We start from the raw sequence: 15,068 nt of genomic DNA, 5'->3' as shown, positions 1-15,068 counted from the left end.
CCCTCCCGGCCCGTCCCTGGTGGGTCAGCTGCGCCAGACGTCGCTGTTCAGCGAGATCTTTCCGGTGGCGGGCACGGTGGCGGTGCGGTTGGCGCCGCTCTCCCAGGTGACGTTCCCGGCGGCGTCCTTGCGGATGTACTTGTACGCGAAGGAGGTGCCGGCGGGCAGCGCCACGTCGAGCTTCCAGACGGGGTACGTGGCCGGGTCGAGCTTCAGGGCGCTGCCCGGGTTCCAGTTGCCGAGGGCGGCCTGGTCGCCGGTGACGTAGATGTTCTGGCCCGGCGTGGTGGTGGCGTTGACCCCGAAGGACGCACCGGAGGTGGTGGTGCCCGTACCGGGGTCGGTGCCCGTACCGGGGTCGGTGCCCGTACCGGTGCAGGTGCGGGCGCCCACGTGCAGGGCGAGGGCGGTGTCGGCGCCGAGGGTGGCGGTGAACTGCCCGGAGGAGTTGACGGTCACGGCGTTGCCGGTCTGCACGTCGCAGTAGGCGCCGGCGGGCAGCCCGGTCTGGAAGGTCCGGGTCAGCGCCGAGGACTCGTGGTTGATCGCCACGTACGCCTTTGCGCCGCGCCCGAAGGCGATCTGGTCGGCACCGTTGTCCCACCAGTTGGTGACGGCCTCTCCGCGGGCGTTGTTGCGGAAGGCGACCATGGAGGATATCTGCGGCCAGGCGTGCTGGCACTTCCAGCCGTCGGCGTAACAGGCGTTCACCTGGCCGCCGTTGGGCGGGCCGGCGTCGTTGTTGCTGAACTCGTAGCCGGAGTGGACGTCCGGGGAGCCGTACGGGTAGGCGAGCATGAAGACGCTCGCGAGCGTGTAGGAGGCGCCCGACTTGTAGTTCAGGGTGTCCCCGCCGCGCTCGGTGTCGTGGTTGTCGACGAAGACCGCCGACTGGCCCGACCCCATGAACCCCCAGCCCTCGCCGTAGTTCTTGAGGTTGGCGAGGTTCTCGTTGAGGAACGTCTGCTTGAGGCCCCGGGCGTAGCGGAACTCCTGGACGTCGCCGGTGCCGGTGTACTCGGAGGGCTGGACGGCCTCGCCCGCGCCGTAGATGGCCTCCTGCTTCCAGTACACGCCCGGATTGCTCAGCCGGGACTTGATGTTCGAGAGGTCGGCGGCCGGCATGTGCTTGGCCGCGTCGATCCGGAAGCCGTCGACGCCCAGCGACAGGAGGTCGTTCAGGTACCCGGCGATCCTGCCGCGTACGTACTCCTCGCCGGTGTCCAGGTCGGCGAGGCCCACCAGTTCGCAGTTCTGCACGTTGGCGCGGTTGCCGTAGTTGCTGATCTGCGCCTGGCAGTCGTTCATGTCGTTGACCGAGTAGAGGCCCGGGTAGTCGTACTTGCTGTACGAGGACCCGCCGGTGCCGGTGCCCGACCCCGCCGACATGTGGTTGATGACGGTGTCGGCGACGACCTTCACGCCCGCGTTGTGGCAGGCGGTGACCATGTTCGCGAAGGCGGTGCGGTCGCCGAGCCGTCCGGCGATCTTGTAGCTCACCGGCTGGTAGGAGGTCCACCACTGGCCGCCCTGGATGTGCTCCATGGGCGGGGAGACCTGGACGAAGCCGTAGCCGGCCGGGCCGAGGGTGCTGGTGCACGCCTGGGCCACGGAGGCGAACTTCCACTCGAACAGGACGGCGGTGACGTCCTTGGTGCCGGGGGCGGCGGCCTGGGCGGTGCCGGCTCCGACGCCTGCGGGGACGACCAGCGCGGCGACTCCGGCCGCGAGGGCGAGAGCGGCGGACAGCGGTCTGCGTGCCATGTCTTTCCTCCTGCTGTGGGGGAAACGCGGGTGACCGTTCAGCCTCACGTGACAACGCGCCGTGCCCTGAAGCTCATTGAATGTTCTTGCAGCAAGAGTGGAAACCCCGCTGCGGTGCAGACCGTACGAGCCCGTCAGGCCCGGGTCAATACTTTGGACATGACCCGCTCACATCTGCGAAACGCCGCGTTTTTCTGCCTGCAAGGCCTTACGCAAGATATTGCGGGCCTGTTACGTTCTTCGTGACTCCGGTCCGGTCGGCCGGGGGCCCGCGCTCCGGCGTGGATCCCCACGCGCCGGCCGGCCGGGCCGGTCACGCCGATGGGAGGCACCGGGAGTCAGCTTCCCCGCCGGCCCAATCCTGGGCCGACCCCCGGTGCCTCTCCTCCGCGCTCACGCGTCGCGTGCGGGGCACACCCCCGGGTACGCGTGCGGCACGCGACCCCCCTCCGGCCGCGTGCCGCCCGTCCACTCCCCCGTCCGGTCTCCCGGTCACTCCCCCCGTACCGTCCGGAGCGCCGCGGTCGAACCGCGTACGACCAGCTCCGGCTGGAAGACGTACTCCGTGCGCTGCACGGGACTTCCGGCGATCTCCTCCAGCAGCGCCCCCACCGCGGCGGCGGCCATCGCCTGGACCGGCTGGCGCACGGTGGTCAGCGGCGGGTCGGTGAAGGCGATCAGCTGCGAGTCGTCGAACCCGACCACGGAGACGTCGGTGGGGACCTCCAGGCCTCTGCCCCGGGCCGCGCGGACGACGCCCAGCGCCATCAGGTCGCTGCCGCAGACGATGCCCGTACATCCCTGGTCGAGGAGGGAGCCGGCGGCCACCTGGCCGCCCTCCACGCCGAAGAGGGTCGAGCAGACCAGGAGTTCGGCCTCGTCGCGGGTCATGCCGAGCGTCTGTACGGCCACGTCCAGGAATCCGTCCCGCTTGCGGCGGGAGGGCACGTAACGCCGCGGGCCGATCGCCAGCCCGATCCGGCGGTGGCCCAGCTCGGCGAGGTGCCCGACGGCCATCCGCACGGCGGCGGCGTCGTCCGGCGAGACGAACGGGGCGCTGATGCGCTCGTTGTAGCCGTTGATCAGGACGAACGGGACGCCGCGCTCGGTGAGTTCGGCGTACCGCGTCGGGTCGGCCGACAGGTCGGCGTGCAGCCCGGACAGGAAGACGATGCCGCCGACGCCCCGCTCGACGAGCTGTTCGACCAGCTCGTCCTCGGTGGCGCCGCCCGGCAGCTGGGTGCAGAGCACCGGGGTGTACCCGTGCCCGGCCAGGACCTGCTCGACCGACTGTGCGAAGGCCGGGAAGATCGGGTTGACGAGTTCAGGTGTCACCAACCCGATCAGCCCGGCGCTGCGTTGCCGCAGCCGCACGGGACGTTCGTAGCCGAGGATGTCCAGCGCCGCCAGCACCCGCTGCCGGGTGCTGTCGGCGACGCCCGGCTTGCCGTTGAGCACCCGGCTGACGGTGGCCTCGCTGACCGAGGCCTGCCCGGCGATGTCGGACAGCCGCAGCGCCGAGCCCGTCCGGGGTGCGGGGACGGTCACACCGTCCACCACACCGTGGTGTCCGCGGGGATCTCGGCCGTGGCGCCCTCGACGGTGACCGGGCCGCTGGAGAGGAGCACCGTGCCGGGCGCGGGGATCCGCACCGGGGCGCCGGTCGTGTTGACGGTGCAGACGAACCCGGGACGGGCGAAGGCGAGGACGCCCTCGGGGCCGTCCAGCCACTGGACGTCCGTACCCGCGCCGAGGCCCGGCAGGTCGTGGCGGGCGGCGATGGCGGTGCGGTACAGCTCCAGGGTGGAGCCCTCCACGCCGGTCTGCGCCTCGATGGAGAGCTCGCCCCATCCCTCCGGCTGCGGGAGCCAGCTGCCGCCGTCGCCGAAGCCGTAGCTGCTGCCGCCGCGGGTCCACGGGATCGGGACGCGGCAGCCGTCGCGGAAGCCGTCCTGGCCCTCGGCGCGGAAGAACGACGGGTCCTGGCGCGCCTCGTCGGGCAGGTCGGTGACGTCGGGCAGGCCGAGCTCCTCGCCCTGGTAGACGTAGGCGGAGCCGGGCAGCGCCAGCATCAGCAGGGACGCGGCACGGGCGCGGCGCAGCCCCATCGCGCGGTCGCCGGCGGTACGGATCTGGGTGCCCAGACCCGGCTCGTTGGCGAAGCGGGTGGCGTGCCGGGTGACGTCGTGGTTGGAGAGCACCCAGGTGGTGGGGGCGCCGACCGGACGCATCGCGGCGAGCGAGGAGTCGATGACGGTGCGCAGCGCGGTGGCGTCCCAGTCGGTCGACAGGTACTGGAAGTTGAAGGCCTGGTGCATCTCGTCGGGGCGCACGTAGTTGGCGGTGCGCTCGACGGTCGGCGTCCACGCCTCGGCGACCGCGATGCGCTGGCCCGGGTACTCGTCGAGGATGGTGCGCCAGCTGCGGTAGATGGCGTGCACGCCGTCCTGGTCGAAGAACGGCATGACGTCGTTGCCGAGCAGCTTGAGCTGGTCGTGCGAGCCGAGGTCGGGCAGGCCCGCGGCCTTGACCAGGCCGTGCGCGACGTCGACGCGGAAGCCGTCGACACCCATGTCGAGCCAGAAGCGCAGGATCGAGCGGAACTCGTCGGCAACGGCCGGGTGCTCCCAGTTGAAGTCGGGCTGCTCGGGCGCGAAGAGGTGGAGGTACCACTCGCCGGGCGTGCCGTCCGGGTTCACGGTCCGGGTCCACGCCGGGCCACCGAAGATGGACTCCCAGTCGTTGGGCGGGAGTTCGCCGTTCTCGCCCTTGCCGGGACGGAAGTGGTAGCGCTCGCGCAGGGCGGAGCCGGGGCCCTCGGCCAGTGCGCGCTTGAACCACTCGTGCTGGTCGGAGGAGTGGTTGGGGACCAGGTCGACGATGACCCGGAGGTCCAGGGCGTGGGCCTCGCGGATGAGGGAGTCGGCGTCGAGGAGCGAGCCGAACATCGGGTCGATGGCCCGGTAGTCGGCGACGTCGTAACCGGCGTCGGCCTGGGGGGAGGCGTAGAAGGGGCTCAGCCAGACGGCGTCGACACCGAGGTCCCGCAGGTACGGGAGGCGCGCGGTGACGCCCGCGAGGTCGCCCATGCCGTCGCCGTTGCCGTCGGCGAAGCTCCGTGGGTAGACCTGGTAGATCACCGCATCCTGCCACCAGCCGGTGCGGTTGTCCGGGGCGTCTTCGGACGTGCCGGTGGAGGGGGCAGCGAGGTGCTGGGTCATGTCGTCCCTGGGGTGTCTGGTGGGGAGCGGCGCCGGAGTCCCGGTCGGGGGGGCCGGCGCCGCCGTGACGAATGCGGTGACGCGTGCGGGGGGCTGGGCACTGCCGGTGCGAGGAGCCCGGGTCAGCCCTTGACCGCTCCGGCCGACATACCGGTGACCAGGTGCTTCTGCGCGAACAGGAAGACCAGGGCGGCCGGGATGGCGATGAGGACCGACGCGGCGGTCATGGGGCCCCACTGGGCTCCGTACTGGTTGACGAACTTCTGCAGTCCGCCGGCGAGCGTGAGGTTCTCGTCACCGACCATGAACGCGGAGGCGTACGCGACCTCGCCCCAGGCGGTGATGAAGGAGTAGAACGCCGTGACCGCGAGACCCGGCTTGGCCAGCGGCAGGATGAGCTTCCAGAACGTGCCGAACGGGGTGAGGCCGTCGACCTGTCCGGACTCGTCGATCTCGCGCGGGATGGTGTCGAAGAAGCCCTTCATCATCCAGGCGCAGAACGGCACCGAGATGGTGAGGTAGGTGATGACCAGGCCGGCGGGCTGGTTGAGCAGGCCGAGGCTCGCCATGATGTTGTAGATCGGCACGATCAGGACGGCGACCGGGAACATCTGCGTGATGAGCAGGGTCCACATCAGTCCGCGCTTGCCGGGGAAGCGGAAGCGGCTGACCGCGTAGCCGGTGGTGGCGGAGACGAAGACGCCGAGCACGGTGGAGAGGCCCGCGACGAGCACCGAGTTGCCGAACCAGGTGACGAACTCGGTGTCCTTGATCAGGTTGGTGTAGTTGACGAACGTCGTCTCCTTGAAGAAGTCCGTCGTCGTCGCGTACTTGGCCGGCTTCAGCGAGGTCAGCAGGACCCAGAGCACCGGGAACACCGCGATCACCGAGGTGATGATCAGCGTGACGTGCAGCGCCGCGGAGGCGAGCGGCGAGCGCTGCCCGCGCAGCCGCGGTCGGCGCGCGGCCCGGCGGCCGTGGGTGGGGGTGAGGGCGGTCACCAGACATCTCCCTGCTTGCGGAGCACTCGCCGGTAGACCGCGGCGAAGAGCATGAGGAGGACGAGGATCAGCACGCCCCACGTGGAGGACTGCGCGTAGTCGCGCGGGCTGATCTCGAAGGAGAACTTGTACGCCTGGGTGACGAGGATCTGGGTCGATTCGCCGGGTCCGCCGCGGGTGAGCAGGAAGATCACCGGGAACATGTTGAAGGTCCAGATGGTGGAGAGCAGCACCACGGTGGTGGAGACCGGGGCGAGCCCGGGGACGGTGATGTGCCGGAAGCGCTGCCAGGCGGTGGCGCCGTCCATCTCGGCCGCTTCGTACTGCTCGGCGGGGATGGACTGCAGGCCGCCGAGGAGGGCGACCATCATGAAGGGGACGCCGAGCCAGACGTTGACGGCGATCACGGAGAACTTCGCCCAGGTGGGGTCGTTCAGCCACGGGACGCCGTCGACGCCGATGCCGCCGAGCATCGCGTTGAGGATGCCGCGGTCCTCGTTGTAGAGGAAGCGCCAGGCGAAGACGGAGACGAAGCCGGGCACCGCCCAGGGCAGGATCAGCGCCATGCGGTAGGCGGAGCGGCCGACGATGCGCCGGTTCAGGATGTTGGCGAGCGCCATGCCGAGGCAGAACGTGATGCTCACGCAGGCGATCGTCCACACCAGCGTCCAGCCGAGCGTGGAGAGGAACTCGCCGCCGGTGAGCGCGTCCTTGTAGTTGTCCAGGCCGATGAACTCGTAGGTCGCGGGGATCTCGTTGACGCCGATGGAACGCGCCACGTTGCGCTCGTTGGCATCGGTCAGCGACAGCCAGACGCCGCGGACCAGCGGGTAGCCGATGATCACGCCGATGACGAGCACCACCGGGGCCACCATGACCCAGGCGTACCAGTGCGTGGACAGGGAACGCCGGAGCTTGCCCGGTGTCGGGGTACCAGTAGCGCGGCTCCGGCCGCGGGCGACGTCGTCGCCCGCGGCCTTTGCCACCGACTGGCTGGTGTGGACAGCCATCAGTCGGCCAACCTTCCTGTTACTTCCAGCCCTTGAGGAGCTTGCGGTAGGCGTCACCGCTGTCCGCGGCGGCCTTCTCCGGCGTGGTCTGGCCGGTGAGGACCTCGGTGTACTGGGTGACCAGCGGGGCGAAGAGGCTGCCGCCCTCGGGGATCCACGGACGCTCGACCGAGGTCTCGACGACCGGCTTGAAGAAGTTCACGATCTCGCTGTCGACGGCTTCCTTGCGGGCGTACGCCGAGGTGCGGGTCGGGAGCAGGTTCAGCTCACCGGCGGCCGTGGCCTGGGCGTCGACCGAGGTCATGTAGTCGACGAAGGCGTAGGAGGCGTCGAGGTTCTTCGAGCCCGCGTACACCGCGAGGTTGTGACCGCCCTGCGGGGCGCCCTGGCCGGCGGAGCCGGCCGGGACGCTAGCGATGCCGAGGTTGGACGCGTCCTTGAACTGGTCGCCGGTCAGGGTGTCGGCGACGGCCCACGGGCCGTTGATCATCATCGCGACGTCGCCGCTCTTGAACGACTGCATCATGTTCTCCCAGCCGTCCGTGGCGTCCGTCTTCGCGGCACCGGAGTCGACCAGGTCCTTGACGACCTTGAACGCCTTGACAGCCTCGGGGCTGTCGATCTTGACGGTCTTGCTGTCGGCGTCGACCAGGTCGCCGCCCTCGCCGTACAGGAAGGAGAGGAAGTAGTACGCGTCGTCGCCACGGAGGTAGAGGCCGGTCTTGCCGGTCTTCTTCTTGATGGCGGCGGAGGCGGTCTTCAGCTCGGCGATCGTGGTCGGGACCTCGACACCGGCCTTGGCGAACATCGCCTTGTTGTAGAAGACGCCCATGGAGTCGATGACCTGGGGCACCGCGTACGTCTTGTCGTTGTACCGGGTCGAGGCGACGGCCTGCTTGAGGAAGTCGTCCTGGTCCTTGAGGGCCGGGGTTCCGTCGAGCGGGGCGAGGTAGCCGAGGTTCGCGAAGTCGGGGGTCCAGGCGACCTCGGAGCGGATCACGTCGGGGGCGCCGGCGCCGGCCTGGGCCGCGTTCTTGAACTTGTTCTGCGCGTCACCGAAGGGCACGTTGACGTACTTGACGTCGACCTTGGGGTGCAGCTTCTCGAAGCCCTCGGCGATCTTCTTGAAGACCTTGTCCTCACTGCCGACGCTGGAGGTGTCCCACCAGGTGACCGTGCCGGAGAGCTCGCCCGAGCTCTTGCCGCTGCTGCCGGACTCGTCGTCGCTCCCGCAGGCGGTCGCCGCGAGCGCCAGGGCCGCGACCAGGGCGGTGGCCGTTATGCCACGTCGCATGTGAACTCCTTCAACTGCCGTACCGCTCCGTCGCGGCGCCGGGTCGACGAGGAACGTAACAAGGATGAAAGAAGTCCGAAAGAGTTTGCGGAACTTTTCTGCAAGGCCGGTCGATCGTTACATGCGCGTGTCCTCAAGGTTGCCGTCGTGATGCTTGACGCGGAGTGCATACCCCTGCCACAGCAGGCCATACACGGGATCGGGTTGATGTGATCGTCCGACCGCAAGGCGTGGAGGAAGGGCCGCAAGGTCTTGCAAGATGTTGCCGCGGCGGCCGTGGACAGACCGCGCGTGCGGGGCCGGCGACCGGGCGGACGGCCGAATCCCGGGCGCTGTGGGAAATAAGGAAGGCGCCCGGTACAGTCCCCTGTCATGACCGCACGGCTTGCCGATATCGCAACTCAGGCGGGGGTCAGCGAAGCGACGGTCAGCCGGGTCCTGAACGGCAAACCCGGAGTAGCGGCGGCCACCCGCGAATCCGTCCTCGCGGCACTCGACGTCCTCGGGTACGAACGTCCCGTCCGGCTGCGCCGGCGCAGCGCCGGACTGGTCGGCCTGATCACGCCCGAACTGGAGAACCCGATCTTCCCGGCGCTGGCCCAGGTGATCGGCCAGGCGCTGACCCGCCAGGGGTACACGCCCGTACTGGCGACCCAGACCCCCGGCGGCTCCACCGAGGACGAGCTCACCGAGATGCTCGTCGACCGGGGCGTCTCCGGCATCATCTTCGTCTCCGGGCTGCACGCCGACACCTCGGCCGACATGGGGCGCTACGACCAGCTGCGGGCGCAGGGCGTGCCGTACGTCCTGGTCAACGGCTTCTCCTCGAAGGTCCAGGCGCCGTTCATCTCGCCGGACGACCGCGCGGCGATGCGGCTGGCGGTGACCCACCTGGTGTCGCTCGGCCACACCCGGATCGGTCTCGCGGTCGGTCCGAAGCGCTTCGTCCCGGTGCTCCGCAAGATCGAGGGCTTCCACGCGACGATGCGGGAGCAGCTCGGCCTGAGCGAGGAGCGGGTGGAGGAGCTGGTCCAGCACTCCCTGTACACCTTGGAGGGCGGCCAGGCGGCGGCCACGGCGCTGATGGAGCGCGGGTGCACGGCGGTGGTCTGCGCGAGCGACATGATGGCGCTGGGCGCGATCCGCGCCGCCCGCCGACTGTCCCGGCAGGTGCCGCGTGACCTCTCGGTGGTCGGCTACGACGATTCGCCGCTCATAGCGTTCACCGATCCGCCGCTCACCACCATCCGGCAGCCGGTGACGGCCATGGGACAGGCCGCCGTGCGGACGCTGCTGGAGGAGATCGGCGGTACGCCCGCCCCGCACAGCGAGTTCGTCTTCATGCCGGAACTGGTGGTCCGCGGGTCGACCGCCGCGGGCCCCGGCCCGTCCTGATCCGTCCCACGATGGTCCCACCCTCCTCCTTGAGGTGCAGGACGTGCGTCCCGAACCCGACCGGAGGATGATCGGGCGGTGGGGGACGTATCTGGCAGACTCTGTGCCCATGGGTGATTCTCAGGTGAGTACACAGGAAGGCCCGTCGGTGGCCTGTCCGTCACCCAACAAGGACAAGACGGACAGCACGGGCGACAGCGGCAGGAGAGGCCCGACGGCGCGACCGCGGAGGACACGGTCGCCGCGTCGGCCACGCCTGTGGTTCGAGGTCCTTCTGATCGGCGTCAGTTACTGGGTCTACTCGCTGGTCCGCAACGCCGTCCCGGAACAGCGCTCGGCCGCGCTGCGCAACGCCGACCGGGTCTGGTCGTTCGAGAGCGCCCTCGGGGCGAACTTCGAACACAGCGTCAACCACGCGGTGAACTCGGTGACATGGCTCATCGTGTCGATGAACTACTACTACGCGACGCTGCACTTCGTCGTCACCATCGCGGTGCTGGTCTGGCTGTTCCGCCGCCATCCCGGCCGTTACGCGGCGACCAGACTGGTCCTCTTCGCGACCACGGGCGTCGCCCTGCTCGGCTACTACCTGGTCCCGCTGGCGCCACCCCGGCTGATGGCGGGCGGCCACTTCGTCGACACGGTGCTGGTGCACCACACCTGGGGTTCGATGGCCTCGGGCAACCTCAAGAACATGTCGAACCAGTACGCGGCGATGCCGTCGATGCACATCGGCTGGTCGCTCTGGTGCGGGCTGACGATCTTCGCGATCGCCTCGGTCCCGTGGGTGCGCGTGCTGGGGCTGCTCTACCCGTGCGCCACTCTCGTGGTGATCGTGGCGACGGCCAACCACTTCTGGCTGGACGCGGTGGGCGGCATGGTCTGCCTGGGCTTCGGTTTCGCCGTCGCGTACGTCGTCTACGGCACGCTCCCCCACCGCCTGCCGCGACGGGTGGAGCCCCCGAGGACCCCTCTGCGGACCCGGCTCGTCGGGCTCGCCTCGCGCCGGGGCGCGGTCGCGGCGGAGCGGGCCGAGCGCGCCGCACCGGCCGCCGGTGGGGCCGGTGCGGGGGTCACGCGGGAAGCGGTGACGGAGACCCCGGGTGTGCCGGGGCGGCGCTGAGGTTCCCGGGCGCCCCGGGCAGCGTCGGGGCCGGCCCGCGTCCCCCCGCCCGTGCGCCCGCGCTCACGCTCCGTAGAACCGTTCGTCCACCACGGCGCGCGCCCGGCGGGTGATGCGCCGGTAGTCGTCGAGCATCGTGCCGGCGTGACCGGGTTCGTAGCCGAGGTAGCGGCCGACGGCGGCGAGTTCGCGGGGGGCGGACGGGAAGGTGTCGCCGGCCCGTCCGCGGACCAGCATCACGGCGTTGCGCACCCGGGTGGCCAGTACCCACGCCTCGTCGAGGATGTCGGCGTCCTCGGCCGGGATCAGTCCGGCCGCGCAGGCGGCGGCGAGGGCCTCGCGGGTCCGGGTGGTCCGCAGACCCGGCTCTGCCCAGCCGTGCTGCATCTGCATCAGCTGTACCGTCCACTCCACGTCGCTGAGGCCGCCCCGCCCGAGCTTGAGGTGGAGGGTGGGGTCGGCGCCGCGCGGCAGGCGTTCGGACTCCATCCGGGCCTTGAGCCGGCGGATCTCGCGCACGGCGTCGTCTCCGAGCCCCTCCGCCGGGTAGCGGAACGGGTCGATCACGTCGAGGAAGGCCCGCCCGAGGTCGTCGTCGCCCGCCAGCGGCTCGGCGCGCAGCAGGGCCTGGCTCTCCCAGACGAGCGACCAGCGCCGGTAGTACGCCTCGTAGGACTTGAGGGAGCGGACCATCGGGCCGCTCTTGCCCTCGGGCCGCAGGTCGGCGTCGATCAGCAGCGGCGGGTCGGCGGTGGGCAGCTGGAGGAGCCTGCGCATCTCGCCTATGACCGCGTTGGCGGCGCGGGCGGCCTCCTCGTCGCTCACCCCCTCGCGCGGGGCGTGCACGAAGAGCACGTCGGCGTCGGAGCCGTAACCGAGCTCGTGTCCCCCGAAGCGGCCCATGCCGATGACCGCGAACCGGGTCGGCAGGGTGTCGCCCCACCGGTCGCGGACGGCGGCGCGCAGGGCGCCGCCCAGGGTCGCCGCGGTGAGGTCGGTGACGGCGGAGCCGATCCGGTCGACGAGGGCCCCGTGGTCGGGCTCGGCGGGGTTCTCCTCGGTGCCGTACGAGCCGATGAGGTCCGCCGCGGTGGTGCGGAAGAGTTCGCGCCGGCGCACCCCGCGCACCACGGCGACGGCGGACTCCGCGTCGGGCGCCCGGCCGACGGCGGCCAGTACCTCCTGGTCCAGGTGCTCCCTGCTGCGCGGGGCGAGGCCCCCCGGGTCGCCGAGGATGGCGACCGCCTCCGGCGCCCGCATCAGCAGGTCCGGGGCGAGGCGCCCGGCGGAGAGCACCCGCGCGAGGTTCTCGGCCGCCGCGCCCTCGTCGCGCAGCAGCCGCAGGTACCAGGGGGTGCGGCCGAGCGCGTCGGAGACCTGGCGGAAGCCGAGCAGCCCGGCGTCCGGGTCGGCGGAGTCGGCGAACCAGCCGAGCAGCACCGGCAGCAGCGTCCGCTGGATCGCCGCCTTGCGGGAGACGCCGGACGACAGGGCCTCCAGGTGCCGCAGGGCGGCGGCGGGGTCGGCGTAGCCGAGGGCTTCGAGCCGGGTGCCCGCCGCCTTGGCGGAGAGCCGGCTCTCCCCCGGCGCGAGTTGCGCGACGGCGTCCAGCAGCGGCCGGTAGAAGAGCTTCTCGTGCAGCTTGCGGACGACGGTGGCGTGCCGCCTCCACGCCCGGTTCAGTTCGGCCACCGGGTCGGTGCGCAGCCCCATCGAACGGCCGAGCCGCCGCAGGTCGGCCTCGCCCTCGGGGACGAGGTGGGTGCGGCGCAGCCGGTAGAGCTGGATGCGGTGCTCCATGCTCCGCAGGAAGCGGTAGGCGTCGTCGAGCTGGGCGGCGTCCGCGCGCCCCACGTAACCGCCCTCGGCGAGTGCCCGCAGCGCCTCCAGGGTGGTGCCGCTGTGCAGGGAGGCGTCGCTGCGGCCGTGCACCAGCTGGAGCAGCTGGACGGCGAACTCGACGTCGCGCAGTCCGCCGGGGCCGAGCTTCAGCTCCCGGTCGACCCGGTCGGCGGGGATGTTGTCGACGACCCGGCGGCGCATCTTCTGTACGTCCGGGACGAAGTTCTCCCGGTCGGCGGCGTGCCAGACCAGCGGGGCGACGGCGTCCACGTAGGCGGCGCCGAGCTCCGGGTCGCCGGCCACCGGGCGCGCCTTGAGCAGCGCCTGGAACTCCCAGGTCTTGGCCCAGCGCTGGTAGTAGGCGAGGTGGGAGGTGAGGGTGCGCACCAGCGGGCCGTTGCGGCCCTCGGGCCGGAGGTTGGCGTCGACGGGCCAGATGGTGCCCTCGACGGTGGTGTCGGAGCAGATCCGCATCATGTGCGAGGCCAGGCGCCCGGCGGCCCGCATGGCCGCCGTCTCGTTCTCCGCGGCGGCCTCCATGGCCTCGCCGACGAAGATGACGTCGACGTCGGAGACGTAGTTCAGCTCGTGGCCGCCGCACTTGCCCATCGCGATGACGGCGAGCCGGCAGATCGCCGCGTCCTCGGGGGCGGCGGTACGGGCGATGGCGAGCGCCGCCCGCAGGGTGGCCGTGGCGAGGTCGGCCAGTTCGGCGGCGGTCTGGGCCAGGTCGGTGGTGCCGCAGACGTCCCGGGCCGCTATGGCCAGCAGGCAGCGGCGGTAGCCCACGCGCAGCGCGTCGGGGTCGGTGGCCCCGGCGAGGCAGCGCTCGAACTCGGGGACCCCCGGGTGCAGGTCCGCCGCCTCGTAGGTGACCAGCTCTTTCCAGTCGTCGGGGTGGCGGGCCAGGTGGTCGCCGAGCGCCTCGGAGGCGCCGAGGACGCCCAGCAGCCGGTCCCGGAGCGGTTTCGCGGTCACCAGGGTGTCGAGCAGCAGCCGCTGCTCGTCCTCCTTCTGCGCCTCCACGATCCGCACGAGGCTGCGCAGCGCCAGGTCCGGATCGGCGCAGGCGCCGAGCGCCTCCACCAGGACCGGGTCGGACCGTACTCCCGAGAGCGCGGGCAGTTGCAGCAGCCGCTCCGCACCCGAAGGGTCCGTGAAGCCGTGGCGCAGCAGTCTGCTGAACGTGCTGCTCCTGCGTCCCGGTGCCGGCACCGTCGTCATCCCGTGCTCTCCTGCCCGTTCCCCGTGTGTGGCGTGTGTGGTGGGGCTTCGAGCGTAGCCCCGTGACGTGGTGTTCGTCCGTACGGGCACCCGGGGCGGCCCGTACTGCCCCGGGACCGCCCCGGTTCCCTCACCGTCCCGTCACCCCGGCCGGGTACCGACGACGACGGTGGCGCCCAGCTCGTCGGAGTCCGCCCGCCGGGCGTCGAGGCCGCCGGCGCGGAGGGTGGCGAGGGCACGGTCAGCCTGGCGTTCACTGCTCTCCATGAGGAGGCTGCCGCCGGGGGCGAGCCACCGGGGGGCGTCGGCGACCACCCGGCGCATCACGTCCAGCCCGTCGTCGCCCCCGTCGAGGGCGACGCGCGGTTCGTGGTCGCGCGCCTCGGAGGGCAGCAGCGCGACGTCGCCGGTCGGGACGTACGGCACGTTGGCGAGGAGGACGTCGATCCGGCCGCGCAGGTGGGCGGGGAGCGGGGTGAAGAGGTCGCCCTCGTGGACCCGGCCCAGGCCGTCGAGGTTGCGCCGGGCGCACCGTACGGCCGCCGGTTCCACGTCGCAGGCGTGCAGTTCGGCCTTCCCGAGGAGTGGGACGAGGGCGGCACCGAGGGCGCCGGAGCCGCAGCAGAGGTCGACGACAACGGGGGTGCGCGCGGGGGTGTCCCCGGCGGCTCCCGCGAGAACGGCGGCTTCCGCGAGAACGGCGGCGGCCTGGTCGACGAGGAGTTCGCTGCGGCGGCGGGGGACGAAGACCCCGGGGTCGACGGCGATCCTCAGACCGTGGAACCGAGCCCAGCCCAGCACGTGTTCGAGGGGAAGCCCGTCGCTGCGGCGCCGGACCATGGCGGCGGCCTCGGCCGGGGAGGAGGCGGTGGCGAGGATCAACTCCGCTTCGTCCTCGGCGAAGACGCAGCCGGCGGAGCGGAGGGTGGTGACGAGGGCGGAGCGGGAGAGCGACGGAGGAAGTACCGACATGGGCGGAGCCTTTCGGGAGCCGATGGGGCGCTCCGCGTCCGCTCACGTCCGGTGGACGTCGCGACCGTACAGGGGGAGCACCCGGCCTGACGCAGCGGTAATGGGGCTCACCTCCTCGGTCCGGGTCCCCGCGGCGGGGACGGTCCCCGTGGTGCGGGGACGGTCGGTCACACTACCCCAGGCCCGCCGGGACCGGGTACGCCCGTGCCCGCACCGCGGCGC

General features: G+C 71.4%; 10 protein-coding genes. 2 read left to right on the top strand and 8 right to left on the bottom strand.

Annotated elements, in window-relative coordinates; genetic code table 11:
• Nucleotides 1–24 precede the first annotated feature (24 nt).
• The 6 genes from PZB77_RS23215 to PZB77_RS23190 all read right to left on the bottom strand — a co-directional run bounded on the left by PZB77_RS23215 (nt 25) and on the right by PZB77_RS23190 (nt 8,290).
• Complete coding sequence (locus PZB77_RS23215) at nt 25–1,764, bottom strand: carbohydrate-binding module family 20 domain-containing protein (RefSeq protein ID WP_275494549.1); 1,740 nt, start codon at nt 1,762–1,764, stop codon at nt 25–27.
• A gap of 492 nt (nt 1,765–2,256) precedes the next feature.
• The gene (locus tag PZB77_RS23210) at nt 2,257–3,324 is read right to left on the bottom strand and encodes a LacI family DNA-binding transcriptional regulator (RefSeq protein ID WP_275494548.1); all 1,068 of its coding nucleotides are present in this window, start codon (nt 3,322–3,324) and stop codon (nt 2,257–2,259) included.
• Nucleotides 3,309–4,985 carry a glycoside hydrolase family 13 protein gene (locus PZB77_RS23205; protein ID WP_275494547.1) on the bottom strand — a complete coding sequence of 559 codons (1,677 nt, stop codon included), beginning with the start codon at nt 4,983–4,985 and terminating at the stop codon, nt 3,309–3,311. Before PZB77_RS23205 ends, PZB77_RS23210 begins: the two co-directional genes overlap by 16 nt.
• Nucleotides 4,986–5,107: 122 nt before the next feature.
• Nucleotides 5,108–5,989 (bottom strand): carbohydrate ABC transporter permease, encoded by an 882-nt coding sequence (locus PZB77_RS23200; RefSeq protein WP_275496180.1) that lies wholly within the window; start codon nt 5,987–5,989, stop codon nt 5,108–5,110.
• Complete coding sequence (locus PZB77_RS23195) at nt 5,983–6,996, bottom strand: sugar ABC transporter permease (RefSeq protein ID WP_275494546.1); 1,014 nt, start codon at nt 6,994–6,996, stop codon at nt 5,983–5,985. The genes PZB77_RS23200 and PZB77_RS23195 overlap by 7 nt, the downstream gene beginning before the upstream one ends.
• 19 nt (nt 6,997–7,015) lie before the next feature.
• Entirely contained in the window at nt 7,016–8,290 is a 1,275-nt protein-coding gene (locus PZB77_RS23190; protein WP_275494545.1) for an extracellular solute-binding protein, read from the bottom strand.
• Nucleotides 8,291–8,662: 372 nt separating this feature from the next.
• Between PZB77_RS23190 and PZB77_RS23185 the strand changes: the two genes are divergently transcribed.
• Both PZB77_RS23185 and PZB77_RS23180 read left to right on the top strand, forming a co-directional pair.
• Complete coding sequence (locus tag PZB77_RS23185) at nt 8,663–9,685, top strand: LacI family DNA-binding transcriptional regulator (protein ID WP_275494544.1); 1,023 nt, start codon at nt 8,663–8,665, stop codon at nt 9,683–9,685.
• A gap of 109 nt (nt 9,686–9,794) precedes the next feature.
• Nucleotides 9,795–10,808, top strand: a complete 1,014-nt coding sequence (locus PZB77_RS23180) for a phosphatase PAP2 family protein (protein ID WP_275494543.1) — start codon at nt 9,795–9,797, stop codon at nt 10,806–10,808.
• A gap of 63 nt (nt 10,809–10,871) precedes the next feature.
• Here PZB77_RS23180 and PZB77_RS23175 read toward each other — a convergent pair whose 3' ends face one another.
• Both PZB77_RS23175 and PZB77_RS23170 read right to left on the bottom strand, forming a co-directional pair.
• The gene (locus PZB77_RS23175; RefSeq protein ID WP_275494542.1) at nt 10,872–13,874 is read right to left on the bottom strand and encodes a bifunctional [glutamine synthetase] adenylyltransferase/[glutamine synthetase]-adenylyl-L-tyrosine phosphorylase; all 3,003 of its coding nucleotides are present in this window, start codon (nt 13,872–13,874) and stop codon (nt 10,872–10,874) included.
• 141 nt (nt 13,875–14,015) lie between these two features.
• On the bottom strand, nt 14,016–14,846 hold the full coding sequence (locus PZB77_RS23170) for a putative protein N(5)-glutamine methyltransferase (protein ID WP_275494541.1): 831 nt from the start codon (nt 14,844–14,846) through the stop codon (nt 14,016–14,018).
• Between the last annotated feature and the right edge of the window lie 222 nt (nt 14,847–15,068).

Origin of the sequence: Streptomyces sp. AM 2-1-1 (genome assembly GCF_029167645.1) — a bacterium.
GTDB lineage: Bacteria > Actinomycetota > Actinomycetes > Streptomycetales > Streptomycetaceae > Streptomyces.
The sequence above is the reverse complement of the archived record's forward strand: the minus strand, read 5'-3'. Positions and strand labels throughout refer to the sequence as shown.

Coding starts and splice junctions, on each gene's coding strand:
- PZB77_RS23195 (WP_275494546.1), bottom strand. CDS start 6,996: ATGGCTGTCCACACCAGCCAGTCGGTGGCAAAGGCCGCGGGCGACGAC.
- PZB77_RS23170 (WP_275494541.1), bottom strand. CDS start 14,846: ATGTCGGTACTTCCTCCGTCGCTCTCCCGCTCCGCCCTCGTCACCACC.
- PZB77_RS23180 (WP_275494543.1), top strand. CDS start 9,795: ATGGGTGATTCTCAGGTGAGTACACAGGAAGGCCCGTCGGTGGCCTGT.
- PZB77_RS23215 (WP_275494549.1), bottom strand. CDS start 1,764: ATGGCACGCAGACCGCTGTCCGCCGCTCTCGCCCTCGCGGCCGGAGTC.
- PZB77_RS23190 (WP_275494545.1), bottom strand. CDS start 8,290: ATGCGACGTGGCATAACGGCCACCGCCCTGGTCGCGGCCCTGGCGCTC.
- PZB77_RS23185 (WP_275494544.1), top strand. CDS start 8,663: ATGACCGCACGGCTTGCCGATATCGCAACTCAGGCGGGGGTCAGCGAA.
- PZB77_RS23175 (WP_275494542.1), bottom strand. CDS start 13,874: ATGACGACGGTGCCGGCACCGGGACGCAGGAGCAGCACGTTCAGCAGA.
- PZB77_RS23205 (WP_275494547.1), bottom strand. CDS start 4,985: ATGACCCAGCACCTCGCTGCCCCCTCCACCGGCACGTCCGAAGACGCC.